The 13,615-nt window shown below is 70.0% G+C and carries 13 protein-coding genes; 3 read left to right on the top strand and 10 right to left on the bottom strand.

Annotated features, from left to right (window positions below; all coding sequences use genetic code 11):
• Positions 1 to 267: 267 nt before the first annotated feature.
• The 3 genes from ACFWJX_RS07980 to thyX all read right to left on the bottom strand — a co-directional run bounded on the left by ACFWJX_RS07980 (position 268) and on the right by thyX (position 3,913).
• Positions 268 to 1,953 (bottom strand): ribonuclease J, encoded by a 1,686-nt coding sequence (locus ACFWJX_RS07980; protein WP_383238446.1) that lies wholly within the window; start codon positions 1,951 to 1,953, stop codon positions 268 to 270.
• 127 nt (positions 1,954 to 2,080) lie between these two features.
• On the bottom strand, positions 2,081 to 2,980 hold the full coding sequence (dapA, locus tag ACFWJX_RS07975; protein WP_383238443.1) for a 4-hydroxy-tetrahydrodipicolinate synthase: 900 nt from the start codon (positions 2,978 to 2,980) through the stop codon (positions 2,081 to 2,083).
• A gap of 192 nt (positions 2,981 to 3,172) precedes the next feature.
• Complete coding sequence (gene thyX / locus ACFWJX_RS07970; RefSeq protein ID WP_383238440.1) at positions 3,173 to 3,913, bottom strand: FAD-dependent thymidylate synthase; 741 nt, start codon at positions 3,911 to 3,913, stop codon at positions 3,173 to 3,175.
• Positions 3,914 to 4,131: 218 nt separating this feature from the next.
• Here thyX and ACFWJX_RS07965 point away from each other — a divergent pair, with 218 nt between their 5' ends.
• The gene (locus ACFWJX_RS07965; protein ID WP_383238437.1) at positions 4,132 to 4,368 is read left to right on the top strand and encodes a hypothetical protein; all 237 of its coding nucleotides are present in this window, start codon (positions 4,132 to 4,134) and stop codon (positions 4,366 to 4,368) included.
• A gap of 90 nt (positions 4,369 to 4,458) precedes the next feature.
• On the top strand, positions 4,459 to 5,013 hold the full coding sequence (locus ACFWJX_RS07960) for a hypothetical protein (protein ID WP_359058242.1): 555 nt from the start codon (positions 4,459 to 4,461) through the stop codon (positions 5,011 to 5,013).
• Between the two features lie 63 nt (positions 5,014 to 5,076).
• Here the strand turns inward: ACFWJX_RS07960 and ACFWJX_RS07955 are convergent, their stop codons facing one another.
• The 5 genes from ACFWJX_RS07955 to rpsO all read right to left on the bottom strand — a co-directional run bounded on the left by ACFWJX_RS07955 (position 5,077) and on the right by rpsO (position 10,502).
• Complete coding sequence (locus tag ACFWJX_RS07955) at positions 5,077 to 5,535, bottom strand: hypothetical protein (protein ID WP_086766410.1); 459 nt, start codon at positions 5,533 to 5,535, stop codon at positions 5,077 to 5,079.
• Between the two features lie 13 nt (positions 5,536 to 5,548).
• The gene (gene dapB, locus ACFWJX_RS07950; RefSeq protein ID WP_383238434.1) at positions 5,549 to 6,301 is read right to left on the bottom strand and encodes a 4-hydroxy-tetrahydrodipicolinate reductase; all 753 of its coding nucleotides are present in this window, start codon (positions 6,299 to 6,301) and stop codon (positions 5,549 to 5,551) included.
• A gap of 23 nt (positions 6,302 to 6,324) precedes the next feature.
• Positions 6,325 to 7,704, bottom strand: a complete 1,380-nt coding sequence (locus ACFWJX_RS07945) for a M16 family metallopeptidase (protein WP_383238431.1) — start codon at positions 7,702 to 7,704, stop codon at positions 6,325 to 6,327.
• Positions 7,701 to 9,920 (bottom strand): polyribonucleotide nucleotidyltransferase, encoded by a 2,220-nt coding sequence (locus ACFWJX_RS07940; RefSeq protein ID WP_383238428.1) that lies wholly within the window; start codon positions 9,918 to 9,920, stop codon positions 7,701 to 7,703. Before ACFWJX_RS07940 ends, ACFWJX_RS07945 begins: the two co-directional genes overlap by 4 nt.
• A 294-nt stretch (positions 9,921 to 10,214) precedes the next feature.
• The gene (gene rpsO / locus ACFWJX_RS07935) at positions 10,215 to 10,502 is read right to left on the bottom strand and encodes a 30S ribosomal protein S15 (RefSeq protein ID WP_073494901.1); all 288 of its coding nucleotides are present in this window, start codon (positions 10,500 to 10,502) and stop codon (positions 10,215 to 10,217) included.
• Between the two features lie 326 nt (positions 10,503 to 10,828).
• Here rpsO and ACFWJX_RS07930 point away from each other — a divergent pair, with 326 nt between their 5' ends.
• Positions 10,829 to 11,122, top strand: coding sequence for a DUF397 domain-containing protein (locus ACFWJX_RS07930; RefSeq protein ID WP_383238424.1), 294 nt, complete (start codon positions 10,829 to 10,831; stop codon positions 11,120 to 11,122).
• Here ACFWJX_RS07930 and ACFWJX_RS07925 read toward each other — a convergent pair.
• Both ACFWJX_RS07925 and eccD read right to left on the bottom strand, forming a co-directional pair.
• Positions 11,023 to 11,661: a hypothetical protein gene (locus ACFWJX_RS07925; RefSeq protein ID WP_383238421.1), complete on the bottom strand. Its 639-nt coding sequence runs from the start codon at positions 11,659 to 11,661 to the stop codon at positions 11,023 to 11,025. The genes ACFWJX_RS07930 and ACFWJX_RS07925 overlap by 100 nt on opposite strands.
• A 144-nt stretch (positions 11,662 to 11,805) precedes the next feature.
• Complete coding sequence (gene eccD / locus ACFWJX_RS07920; protein WP_383238418.1) at positions 11,806 to 13,311, bottom strand: type VII secretion integral membrane protein EccD; 1,506 nt, start codon at positions 13,309 to 13,311, stop codon at positions 11,806 to 11,808.
• Positions 13,312 to 13,615 lie beyond the last annotated feature (304 nt).

Here is a 13,615-nt window from a genome sequence, read left to right as displayed (position 1 = left end):
TCCGACTCTATCAGACCGTTTCCCGATCCGATTTCCTCGGTGCTTTCCAGGTTCCCGCTTTTGTTTCGCGGTTTCCCTTTCCGGCGGTTCCGACTTTATCAGAAGTTCTGAGTCGGATTTCCCGGCCCCTCCCGGTCACCGGTCCGGCGCACTAGGCGTCAGGTGGTTCCCGTTCAGGCGGAGCCGTAAACGTACTGGAGCGGGGCGCCCCGATGCAAATCGAGGGGCCCCGCTCCAGGTTGACGCCCGCCAGGCGTCGTTGGTCGGTCAGACCTCCACGACGACCGGGAGGATCATCGGCCTGCGCCGATAGGTGTCGGAGACCCACTTGCCCAGTGTGCGGCGGATGAGTTGCTGCAACTGGTGGGGCTCGACGACCCCGTCCTGGGCCGAACGTTCCAGGACCTCGTTGATCTTCGGGACGACGGCTCCGAAGGCGGAGTCGTCGATACCCGAGCCCCGGGCCTGGATGTGCGGACCGGCGGTGATCTTGCCGGTCGAGGAGTCCACGACCAGGAAGACCGAGATGATGCCCTCGTCGCCGAGGATCTTCCGGTCCTTCAGCGCCGGCTCGCCCACATCGCCGACCGAGAGGCCGTCGACGTAGACATAACCCGCCTGGACCTTGCCGGTGATCTTGGCCTTGCCCTCGACGAGGTCGACGACCACGCCGTCCTCGGCGATGACGATGCGGTCGTGCGGGACGCCGGTCAGGGCGCCCAGCTCGGCGTTGGCGCGCAGGTGGCGCCATTCGCCGTGGACCGGCATCAGGTTCTTCGGCCGACAGATGTTGTAGAAGTACAACAGCTCGCCCGCGGACGCGTGGCCCGAGACGTGCACCTTGGCGTTGCCCTTGTGGACGACGTTCGCACCCCAGCGGGTCAGGCCGTTGATCACGCGATAGACCGCGTTCTCGTTGCCGGGGATGAGCGACGACGCCAGGATCACGGTGTCGCCGTCGACGATGCGGATCTGGTGGTCACGGTTGGCCATGCGGGACAGGGCGGCCATCGGTTCGCCCTGCGAGCCCGTACAGACCAGGACCACCTCGTGGTCCGGGAGGTCGTCGAGGGTGCGGACGTCCACCACCAGTCCCGGCGGGACCTTCAGGTAGCCCAGATCGCGGGCGATCCCCATGTTGCGGACCATCGAGCGGCCGACGAAGGCGACCCTGCGGCCGTACTCGTGGGCCGCGTCCAGGATCTGCTGGATGCGGTGGACGTGGCTGGCGAAGCTCGCCACGATGATCCGCTTGCCGGCGTTCGCGAAGACCGTGCGCAGGACGTTGGAGATGTCCCGCTCGGGCGGGACGAATCCCGGGACCTCGGCGTTCGTCGAGTCGGAGAGGAGGAGGTCGATGCCTTCCTCGCTCAGCCGGGCGAACGCGTGCAGGTCCGTGAGGCGGTTGTCCAGCGGGAGCTGGTCCATTTTGAAGTCGCCCGTGTGGACCACCATGCCGGCCGGTGTGCGGATGGCGACCGCGAGAGCGTCCGGGATGGAGTGGTTGACCGCGACGAACTCGCAGTCGAACGGGCCGATGCGCTCGCGGTGCCCCTCCGTCACCTCGAGGGTGTACGGGCGGATGCGGTGCTCCTGGAGCTTGGCCTCGATGAGAGCGAGGGTCAGCTTGGAGCCGATCAGCGGGATGTCCGGCTTCTCCCGCAGGAGGTAGGGGACGGCGCCGATGTGGTCCTCGTGGCCGTGGGTGAGGACGATGCCCTCGATGTCGTCGAGCCGGTCCCGGATGGACGTGAAGTCCGGCAGGATCAGGTCGATTCCAGGCTGCTCCTCCTCGGGGAAGAGCACTCCGCAGTCGACGATCAGCAGGCGACCGCCGTACTCGAAGACCGTCATGTTGCGGCCGATCTCGCCGAGGCCGCCGAGGGGGGTGACCCTCAGGCTTCCCTCGGAGAGCGGCGGGGGCGGGCCCAGTTCAGGGTGCGGATGACTCAAAAGACTCTCCTCAAACACGTGCGCCACGTACCGGTCGGGCACGTGGCGCTCGTGACGTTCGTGCAGAAGCAGTTGTGGATGTGCGCAGGCACCGGTGGCCTGCCGTATTCAGTTGTGAAGTCTGGTGTCAGAGCTGTACCCCGCCGGCGGCAAGATCGATCTTGAGCTGGGCGATCTCTTCCGCGGTGAGTTCCACCATCGGCGGCCGCAGCGGGCCCGCGGGGAGGCCCTGGAGGGTGAGTGCGGCCTTGGTGGTCATGACGCCCTGGGTGCGGAACATGCCTGTGTAGACCGGGAGCAGCTTCTGGTGGATCTCCGCGGCCTTCTGGACGTCACCCGAGGTGAACGCGTCCACGAGGGCGCGCAGGTCCGGGGTGACGACATGGCCGACGACGGAGACGAAGCCGACCGCGCCGACGGAGAGCAGCGGCAGGTTCAGCATGTCGTCGCCGGAGTACCAGGCCAGGCCGGAGCGGGCGATGGCCCAGCTCGCGCGGCCGAGGTCGCCCTTGGCGTCCTTGTTGGCGACGATCCGCGGGTGCTCGGCCAGGCGGACGAGCGTCTCGGTGCTGATGGGGACGCCGCTGCGGCCGGGGATGTCGTACAGCATGACGGGCAGCTCGGTGGCGTCGGCGACGGCCGTGAAGTGCCGGTACAGGCCCTCCTGCGGGGGCTTGTTGTAGTACGGCGTGACGACGAGCACGCCGTGTGCGCCGGTCCGCTGCGCCGTGCGCGCCAGCTCGATGCTGTGGTGGGTGTCGTTGGTGCCGACTCCGGCCACCACGTGGGCCCGGTCTCCGACGGCCTCCAGGACAGCGCGTACCAGGTCCGATTTCTCCGCGTCACTGGTGGTGGGTGACTCACCCGTGGTGCCGTTGACGATCAGGCCGTCGTTGCCTGCGTCCACCAGGTGGGTGGCGAGCCGCTGTGCGCCGTCGAGGTCGAGTGCGCCGTCCGCCGTGAAGGGCGTGACCATGGCGGTGAGGACCCGCCCGAAGGGGGTCTGCGGAGTGGAGGTCGGAGCCATGGGTAACACGCTACTCGTTGCTCAGGGTGGGGTCTGCCCTCGGGGCAGGCGACAAGTGGTGACAAATGCGGAGCCCGGCACTGCCTGCTCGGGGGTTCAAGCAGTGCCGGGTCCGTTTGATCAGGCTAGATGAACTTCTCCAAATGCCGCAATACGGACACTTCGCGCGGATGATCCGTACATACGTCTCCGTTACGGGGCGACCCTGCCGTTGGCGTTGAAGGCCGCGTGGGTGAGGGGCATGAGCTGCGCCCACTCGGACTCCATCTTCTCGCCGACCATCTCGATCTCCCGCTGCGGGAAGGACGGGACCTTGGCCAGTTCGTGCTGGGTGCGCAGGCCGAGGAAGTGCATCAGGGAGCGGGCGTTGCAGGTGGCGTACATCGAGGAGAACAGGCCGACCGGGAGGACCGCTCGGGCGACCTCGCGGGCGACGCCGGCGGCGAGCATCTCCTGATAGGCCGAATAGGCCTGGCGGTAGGAATCCTCCATGGTGCGGCCGACCAGTTCCTGCTGTTCCTCGCTGCCCTCCACGAAGACGTACTTGCCGGGGCGCCCCTGCTGCACGAGCTTGCGGGAGGCGCCCGGGACGTAGAAGACGGGCTGGAGCTCCCGGTACCGGCCCGACTCCTCGTTGTACGACCAGCCCGCGCGGTGCCGCATGAACTCGCGGAAGACGAAGATCGGTGCGCTGATGAAGAAGGTCATCGAGTTGTGCTCGAAGGGGCTGCCGTGGCGGTCCCGCATCAAGTAGTTGATCAGGCCCTTCGAGCGCTCGGGGTCCTTCTTCAGCTCGTCCAGGGACTGCTCGCCGGCGGTCGAGACGCGGGCCGCGAACAGCACGTCCGCGTCGGACGCGGTGTGTTTGACCAGTTCGACGGTGACGTCGCTCCGGAGTTCGATCTTGGACTCGTCGTCGGGGGTGGGAGTCACGGTTCGGGGGTCCTTCCATCGCGTCTTCGGAGCGGCGCCAACTTTACGGGGGCCGCCGAGCGGGAAGTCGCCGGGCTCCGCGAGATTCGTGCGGGACGTCTGCCGATATGGGGCACGTTTTCGGGCACTCGCTCGTCTGTATCACTGACGACATCCACTGACGACACACCACTGACGACGTATCACTGACGGCTGTCTCCCAGGAGGAAGTACCCACCATGTTCCGCCGGCGCGAACCCGTACCCTTCGCCTTCCTCGCCGAGGCCGACAGGTTCCGTAGCAATGTCGCTCCCCCGCCCCCCGAGCGGTCCTCCCTCCGGGAGATTGCCGGGCGCTGGCTCCTGGGGCTCACCATTGTGGCCGCGCTGGTGGGTTCGCTGGTCATCGGAATGCCGGCGCTGTCCCTGGACCACTCCCCCCAGACCCAGCAGTCACAGGCCTCCCAGGGCCGCTGACCCCCGTCCGGACCCCCGAAGGTGGTGAGCGGGGACACAGGCGGATAGCCTCACCGGCACAGCCCACGCTTGGACGAGTGAGGACCAGCCGTGCCCCTGCCCTTCCTGACGGCCGACCGCGCATTCGAGGCCGCGGACGACGTCGCGCTGCCCTTCGACGACCGTGAGCACTGGCGGCGGCCCTACCGGCCCGGCCCGTGGCGGGTCGCGGCGGCCGCGCTGTGCCTGCTGCTGGCGTCGTACGTGCTGTTCGCGGCGGTGGTCATCGCGTTGACCGGCTCGGTGTCCGAGGCCGGTGTCATCTTCGGTGTCTCGCTGCTGGTGATCGCCGGTGCGCTGCGGCTGCTGCGGATGGGGGTGTGGGTGAGTTCGCGCGGGGTGCGGCAGGTGAACTTCTTCGTCACGCGGACCGTGACCTGGAACCGGGTCGTGGCGGTGCGGACCGCGCAGCAGCCGGTGCGCTGGATGGGGCTGCCGCGGACCGTGCAGGGCCAGGCGCTCACCGTCGTACGGCGGGACCGGGCCTCGGAGGGGCCTTTGCCGCTGCTGACCACGCACGGGGCCGACTTCCTGGCGCGGCCGGAGGCGTTCGACCGGGCCGCGGACTCGGTGGAGGCGTGGGCCGACGAGTACCGCCGGCCCTGAGGCAACGCATACGTGAGGGGCCCGGTCCGCGGGTGTGCGGACCGGGCCCCCTCGCGTGCGGCCTCAGGGCGAGGCGGGGTGCCGTGCGGCGCCGTGCAGGCTGATGGCGCGTTGCATCGCCTTGCGGGCGCGCGGGGTGTCCCGGGCGTCGTGGTAGGCGACGGCGAGGCGGAACCAGGTGCGCCAGTCGTCGGGAGCGGCCTCCGTCTCGGCCTTGCGCCGGGCGAACACCTCGTCGGCCGAGTCACGGTCGACACGGCCGCTGGGCATGCGCTTCAACTCGTCGACGGGCAGACCGCCCTCGGCGTCGAGTTCGGCGGCGAGCTGGTTGGCCCTGCGGACGAACTGGGTGTTCTTCCACAGGAACCAGACGCCGATGACCGGCAGGATCAGCACCGCCACCCCGAAGGTGACGGTGAGAAGCGTGCCGGACCGGATGAGCATGACGCCGCGGCTGCCGGCCAGGACGAAGTAGAAGACCAGGACGGCGGCCGTCAGGGCGTAGGAGAGCTTTGCGCGCATGGCTGTCAGGGGCTCAGTTCAGGTCCAGGAAGTGTTCCAGGCCGAAGGTGAGGCCCGGAGTCGTCACCACGCGGCGGGCTCCCAGCAGGATGCCCGGCATGAAGCTGCTGTGGTGCAGGGAGTCGTGGCGGACGGTCAGGGTCTCGCCCTCGCCGCCCAGCAGGACCTCCTGGTGGGCCAGCAGGCCGCGCAGCCGGATGGCGTGCACGGGTACGCCGTCGACGTTCGCGCCGCGGGCGCCGTCCAGGGCCGTCGCCGTGGCATCCGGGGCCGGGGCGGAGCCGGCGGCGCGGCGGGCCTCGGCGATGAGCTGGGCGGTGCGCGTGGCGGTGCCGGAGGGGGCGTCCACCTTGTTGGGGTGGTGCAGTTCGACGACCTCGACCGACTCGAAGTAGGGCGCCGCGATCTGCGCGAACTTCATGGTCAGTACGGCCCCGATGGAGAAGTTCGGCGCGATGAGCACGCCCGTCTCCGGGGACCGCTCCAGCCAGCCGGTCAGCTGCGCGAGGCGCTCCTCCGTCCAGCCGGTGGTGCCGACGACAGCGTGGATGCCGTGCCGTACGCAGTAGTCGAGGTTGTCCATCACCGAGGCCGGGGTGGTCAGTTCCACCACGACCTGGGCGCCGGTCTCGGCCAGCGTCTCCAGCGTGTCGCCCCGGCCGAGGGCGGCCACCAGCTCCATGTCCTCGGCGGCCTCGACCGCCCGGACCGCCTCGGCACCGATGCGGCCCTTGGCGCCGAGAACCGCCACGCGCAGCTTGCTCATCTGTTGCTTCCTTACGGGAGGGGTTACGCGACGGCCTCGTTCAGACGGGACGCCTGCTTGTCCTTGAGCGGCCCGATGACCGACAGCGACGGCCGCTGCCCCAGGATGTCGCGGGCCACCTCGCGGACCTCGTCCGGGGTCACGGCCGCGATCCGGGTCAGCATGTCGTCGACCGACATCTGCTCGCCCCAGCACAGCTCGCTCTTGCCGATGCGGTTCATGAGGGCGCCGGTGTCCTCCAGGCCGAGGACCGTGGAGCCGCGGAGCTGGCCGATGGCGCGGCCGATCTCCTCGTCGGACAGGCCGTGCTCGGCGACGGTGTCGAGTTCGTCGCGGCAGATCTTCAGCACGTCGTGCACCTGGCTGGGCCGGCAGCCGGCGTACACGCCGAACAGTCCGCAGTCGGCGAAGCCGGAGGTGTACGAGTAGACGCTGTAGGCCAGGCCGCGCTTCTCCCGGACCTCCTGGAACAGCCGGGAGGACATGCCGCCGCCGAGGGCGGTGTTCAGCACGCCGAGGGCCCAGCGGCGCTCGTCGGTGCGGGCCAGGCCGGGCATGCCGAGGACGACGTGCGCCTGTTCCGTCTTGCGGCCGATCAGTTCGACCCGGCCGGCGGTGCGGATGGTGCGCCGGCCGTCGCGCGGGGCGATGGGGGTGGCGTCGGGCTCCTTGAGCGCGCCGGCCTTCTCGAAGGCGGCGCGGACCTGCCGTACGACCTTGTTGTGGTCGATGTTGCCCGCGGCGGCGACCACCAGGTGGGTGGGGTCGTAGTGCTTCTTGTAGAAGCGGCGGATGCGGTCGGCGGTGAGGGCGTTGACGGTGTCGACCGTGCCGAGGACGGGGCGGCCGAGGGCGTTGTCGCCGAACATGGTGTGTGCGAACAGGTCGTGCACACAGTCGCCGGGGTCGTCCTCCGTCATCGCGATCTCCTCGAGGATCGCGCCGCGTTCGACGTTGACGTCCTCTTCGAGGATCAGGGAGCCGGTCAGCATGTCGCTGACGACGTCGATGGCGAGCGGCAGGTCGGCGTCGAGCACGCGCGCGTAGTAGCACGTGTACTCCTTCGCCGTGAAGGCGTTCATCTCGCCGCCGACCGCGTCGAGGGCGGAGGAGATGTCGAGCGCGGACCTGCGCCGGGTGCCCTTGAAGAGCAGGTGCTCGAGGTAGTGGGTGGCGCCGTTCAGCGCCGGGGTCTCGTCGCGGGAGCCGACGTGTGCCCAGATGCCGAAGGTCGCGGAGCGGACCGAGGGGAGCGTCTCGGTGACGATGCGCAGGCCGCCCGGGAGGGTGGTCTTGCGGACCGTGCCGATGCCGTTCTCGCCCTTGATGAGGGTTTGGGTACGGGCGACGGCCCGCGCCTCCGAAGAGGGGCGGGCCGTCACCTTGGAGCTACGGGACGTCACTGCTCGGCGTCGTCCTTCTTGTCGTCCTCGGCCGCTTCGCCCTCGATCACGGGGATCAGGGAGAGCTTGCCGCGGGAGTCGATCTCGGCGATCTCGACCTGGACCTTGGAGCCCACGGCGAGGACGTCCTCGACGTTCTCCACGCGCTTGCCGCCGGCGAGCTTGCGGATCTGCGAGATGTGCAGCAGACCGTCCTTGCCCGGGAGCAGCGACACGAACGCGCCGAAGGTCGTCGTCTTCACGACGGTGCCCAGGTAGCGCTCGCCGACCTCCGGCATGGTCGGGTTCGCGATCGAGTTGATCGTGGCACGGGCGGCCTCGGCGGACGGGCCGTCGACAGCGCCGATGTAGATCGTGCCGTCGTCCTCGATCGTGATGTCGGCGCCGGTGTCCTCCTGGATCTGGTTGATCATCTTGCCCTTGGGGCCGATGACCTCGCCGATCTTGTCCACGGGGATCTTGACGGTGATGATCCGCGGGGCGTTGGGGGACATCTCGTCCGGCGTGTCGATCGCTTCCATCATCACGTCGAGGATGTGGAGGCGGGCGTCACGGGCCTGCTTCAGGGCCGCGGCCAGGACGGAGGCCGGGATGCCGTCCAGCTTGGTGTCGAGCTGGAGGGCGGTGACGAACTCCTTGGTGCCGGCGACCTTGAAGTCCATGTCGCCGAAGGCGTCCTCCGCACCGAGGATGTCGGTGAGGGCGACGTAGTGCGTCTCGCCGTTGATCTCCTGGGAGATCAGGCCCATGGCGATACCGGCGACGGGGGCCTTGAGGGGCACACCGGCGTTCAGCAGCGACATGGTGGAGGCGCAGACCGAGCCCATGGACGTCGAGCCGTTGGAGCCGAGGGCCTCGGACACCTGACGGATCGCGTAGGGGAACTCCTCGCGCGTCGGCAGGACCGGCACGATGGCGCGCTCGGCGAGAGCGCCGTGGCCGATCTCGCGGCGCTTCGGGGAGCCGACGCGGCCGGTCTCGCCGACGGAGTACGGCGGGAAGTTGTAGTTGTGCATGTAGCGCTTGCGGGTCACCGGGGAGAGGGTGTCCAGCTGCTGCTCCATGCGGAGCATGTTGAGGGTGGTGACGCCCAGGATCTGGGTCTCGCCACGCTCGAACAGCGCGGAACCGTGCACGCGCGGGATGGCCTCGACCTCGGCGGCGAGCGTACGGATGTCCGTGACGCCGCGGCCGTCGATGCGCTTCTTCTCCTTGATCACGCGCTCGCGGACCAGCTGCTTGGTGAGCGAGCGGTACGCGGCGGAGATCTCCTTCTCGCGGCCTTCGAACTCCGGCAGGAGCTTCTCGGCGGCGAGCGCCTTGACGCGGTCCAGCTCGGCCTCGCGGTCCTGCTTGCCCGCGATCGTCAGCGCGGAGGACAGCTCCGGGCGGACGGCGGCGGACAGCGCCTCCAGGATGTCGTCCTGGTAGTCGAGGAAGATCGGGAACTCGCCGGTCGGCTTGGCGGCCTTGGCTGCGAGGTCGGCCTGGGCCTTGCAGAGCACCTTGATGAAGGGCTTCGCGGCGTCCAGACCGGAGGCGACGACCTCTTCGGTCGGCGCCTCGGCGCCGCCCTCGATCAGCTTGATGGTCTTCTCGGTGGCCTCGGCCTCGACCATCATGATCGCGACGTCGCCGTCCTCGAGGACGCGACCGGCGACGACCATGTCGAAGACGGCGTCCTCGAGCTCGGTGTGCGTCGGGAACGCGACCCACTGGCCGCGGATCAGCGCGACGCGGACGCCGCCGACCGGGCCGGAGAAGGGCAGACCGGCCAGCTGCGTGGACGCGGACGCGGCGTTGATCGCCACGACGTCGTACAGGTGGTCGGGGTTGAGCGCCATGATCGTGGCGACGACCTGGATCTCGTTGCGAAGGCCCTTCTTGAAGGACGGACGCAGCGGGCGGTCGATCAGGCGGCAGGTGAGGATGGCGTCCTCGGAGGGACGGCCCTCACGGCGGAAGAAGCTGCCGGGGATCTTGCCCGCGGCGTACATCCGCTCCTCGACGTCCACCGTCAGGGGGAAGAAGTCGAGCTGGTCCTTGGGGTTCTTGGACGCGGTGGTGGCCGACAGCACCATGGTGTCGTCGTCCAGGTAGGCCACGGCCGAGCCGGCGGCCTGGCGGGCCAGACGGCCCGTCTCGAAGCGGATGGTGCGGGTGCCGAAAGTGCCGTTGTCGATGACGGCTTCGGCGTAGTGGGTCTCGTTCTCCACTAGCGTTTTCTCCTCGTCTTCGTCCCCTGGGCTGCCCGTGTGGCAGGGGGACGGTGGCGGAGAAGCGCTCCGTGCGGTGCGGGCCGGTCTTCGATCGAAGCACCCGGGTTCACGTCCCCCCGGGGGCCACTACCGAGGACCGGCGGCGGCTACGTGCGCCTCTCCTCGTCTGTGTCGTGCGTATTGCGTTCTGCTACCACACTACAAAGCGTGGGTGACACTCCGCACGTTCGCGTACGTACGGCAAAGGGAGCGGTCCCCGACAGTGACGGGAACCGCTCCCTTCATGGCGTCCTACTTGGCGCCGGCCGCACCGCGGCGGATGCCGAGGCGGTCGACCAGGGCGCGGAAGCGCTGGATGTCCTTCTTGGCCAGGTACTGCAGCAGCCGGCGGCGCTGACCGACCAGGATGAGCAGACCACGACGGGAGTGGTGGTCGTGCTTGTGGGTCTTGAGGTGCTCGGTCAGGTCGGAGATCCGACGGGAGAGCATGGCGACCTGGACCTCGGGGGAGCCGGTGTCGCCCTCCTTCTGGCCGAACTCGCCGATGATCTGCTTCTTCGTAGCGGCGTCGAGCGACACGCGTACTCCTCGTAGTCTGTGGTGGCCACCGAGTGCCCCCGGTCTGTGTCTCGGGGGAGCTTCCGTTACTCGGAAGGCGGGGATCCGCTGGGCGCGGCCTCCAGGTCCATCAGGGTCTCCTGAGGGCGATCCGGGGGTGCGTACACAAACGGCCGTTCATCAGGGTACCAGGGGGTGGCGGGCGGATTCGCCGCGGTCCGCGAACCGCTGAGCCGGCGCCCGGAGGGCCACTAGGGTGAACGCTCGGATCGCTCGTTCATGAGAGAACGCTGTTCGTCCGTACACGAACGTTGTTCGTCCGTACGTCGGGAAGGGGTCGCTGCGACATGGCGGAGACGGCTGAGGAGATCAAGGCGCGCAAGGAGCGGGAGAGGGACGAGCTGTACGCCCTCGACATCTCCGGCGTCGAGTGGCACAGCGCGCCCGGCACCGAGGAGCACGAGGAACGGGTGGAGATCGCCTACCTCCCCGCCGGTGCCGTGGCGATGCGGTCGTCGCTCGACCCCGACACCGTGCTGCGCTACACGGAGGCGGAGTGGCGGGCCTTCGTCCTGGGCGCGCGGGACGGCGAGTTCGACCTGGAGCCGGCGCCGCACAACGGCGGGCTGGCGGCGCAGTAGGTGGTGCCGTGAGCGGTGTGGCGGTCGGCCGTTGCCGGCCGCCACACGCGCGTGGTCGCGAGGACGGCGGTGCGGTTCTCGCCGGTCACATGCGGGCGTAGCCGCAGATCGGGCCGTCGAAGGTGGCTTCCGCCTCTCGTCGCCGAGGCGGCGTCGGTGCCGGGGGCCAGGCCTACGACGGTCTGGTTGACGCCCTCGGCGAGGATCTTGTCCGTGGCCCACATGCCGGGCATCTCGTACCGCTCGCCGGGGCTCATGTCGTCCACGGAGAAGCGGAAGGCCACGGTGCCGAGGGTGCTCGCGGGCGGCTTCCTGACCGTCTCGCGGACGTCGAGGCGGTTCTGGGCGGCGGCGGTCCCCGTCTTGTCGTCCTTGCCGCCGCCGTCGTCGCCGTCGCCGCCGTCGTCGCCGTCGCCGCCGTCGTCGCCGTCCGTCAGGAGGAGCCGGCCACCGGTGCCGAGCGCCGCTGCGAGGACGATGGTCAGGGGCCACATCAGCAGCTTGCGGCGGCGCCTGGTCCGGACGGTCTCGGCCGTCACGGTGGACTGGGGTCACGGTGGACTGGGGTCACGGTGGACTGGGGTCACGGTGGACTGGGTGGACCGGACCGGGGGGCGCCGAAGCTCACGCTCGACGTTCCTTTCCGGTCGTGCCCTGTCGTGGGCGGCCGGGTCCGGCCGCGGTCAGCTCGTCATCGCCCGGGCGGCCGCGTAGACGTCGAAGACGGCCAGCGCCAGGGGTACCAGGGTGAGCAGGACGAAGCCCTCGGCGATCTCCATGAACCGTCCCCAGAACGGCGTGAGGCCGCCGCGCGAGCCGATCAGACCGATCGCGGTGACGAGCGCGGAGGCCGCCGCGATCGCCGCGACGAGCCAGATCGTCCGGATGTCCAGGTCGGTGCGGTCGCCCGTGAGGGCGTCGCGGAACACCGACAGCGGTGGGTTGAGCGCCAGCCCGAGGCCGAGCAGCACGAGGGAGGCCAGGCCGGCCGCGAGGACGGGGGCGACCTGCGCGGTGTAGCGGAAGAGGTGGGCGCGCATCAGCAGGGCGATGCCCACGGCCAGGGCCAGGAGTTGGGCCCAGATGTCGTCGGAGAAGCCGAGCACGGCGCAGGCGCCGACCGCGATCAGGGCGCAGCCGCCGACCAGTCCGACGAGGAGTTCGTGGCCGCGGCGGGCCTGGGCGGTGATCCGCTCGACGTCGACCGGCTCCTGGGGGGCGGGGTCGGCGCCGTACGCGCTGCGCGGGGTGGTGGCGGGGGTGTCGAAGCCGATCGGCAGCCGGGCGAAGCGCATGGACAGGCCGGGCAGGAAGGCCAGGGCGCCGACGGCGACGGGGGCGCACAGGGCGGCGGTCTCGGACGGCGTCCAGTGCGCGAGGATCGCCGCGAACACGGCCGCGACTCCGGCGCCGGACGCCACGACGAAGGCGACGAACGGGCCGTCCCCGCCCGGGGAGCACAGGGTGAGGAGGACCGCGGCGAGCAGTACCGCCGCGCAGGCCAGGAGGAACTGGAGTTTGCCGATGCCCTGACCGTCGGCGAGTTCGAGGAGCCCCGAGCCGGCCACGCCGACGTTGGGCAGCGCGCCGAGTCCGAGGGCGATGGCGGAGGGCCGGTCGTCGTAGACGCGGGCGCGGACGCAGGCGAGGGCGACCAGGAGGACGCCGACGACGGCGGCGAGGACGCCGGGCAGCGAGTGCATGTCGTGGCGCGGGTCGCCCGTCCAGGCCACGAAGGCGAGCAGGACGGGCAGGACCCCTCCCCCGACCAGGCCGGCGGCGCGGGTCAGGTCGCCGCCCCACAGGGCGTGCTCGCGGGTCACGGCGGCGGCGACGGCCTCGGAGACGTCGTCGAAGACGGCCGGCGGCAGCGACTCGGAGAAGGGGCGCAGCGTGAGGAGTTCGCCGTCGAGGATGTGCTGCGCGGCGAACGAGCGGGAGCCGTCGAGGACGGTGCCGTCCCGGCGTACGAGGTGGTAGCCGACCGGCGCTCCCTCGGCGGGGCTCTGCCGGGAGAGCCGGAGGATCTCCGGGTAGATGTCGACGACGGGGATGTCGTCGGGCAGCGCCACGTCGATCCGGCTGTCGGGCGCGACGATCGTGACCCGGCAGAAGCCGAGGCCCGCCCCGGAGGCCGCGCCCGGTCCCTGCCCTCCTCCAGTGGCTGCCGCGGAGGCCGTGATGCTCACCTGACTGCTCCCCCTCAGTGATGGTTCCGCGTCGGCGGTGTGAAAATTTCTGGGCCCTGTCGTGCCGCGTGGGACCGGTGGGTCCGGGCGGGCGGCGAAACGGCCGCCGTCGGGCGGCCGGAGAGCGCCGAACCGTTCCGGATCTCACGGAATGTCCCGGCTTTCCCGGACCGACTCGCATGTGCTCACGCGAACATCCGGCACCCTACCGCCCTCGTCGCACAAGAAGTCAGTAGGATCACGCGGCGGCCTGCGTCCGCCTGACACGGGGTGGCGGACGGTACTTACCCGGGGCCGGCAAGGG

The organism is Streptomyces sp. NPDC058335 (assembly GCF_042723915.1).
GTDB lineage: Bacteria > Actinomycetota > Actinomycetes > Streptomycetales > Streptomycetaceae > Streptomyces.
Note: the sequence above shows the minus strand (reverse complement) of the source record. Positions and strands in the feature narration are given on the sequence as shown.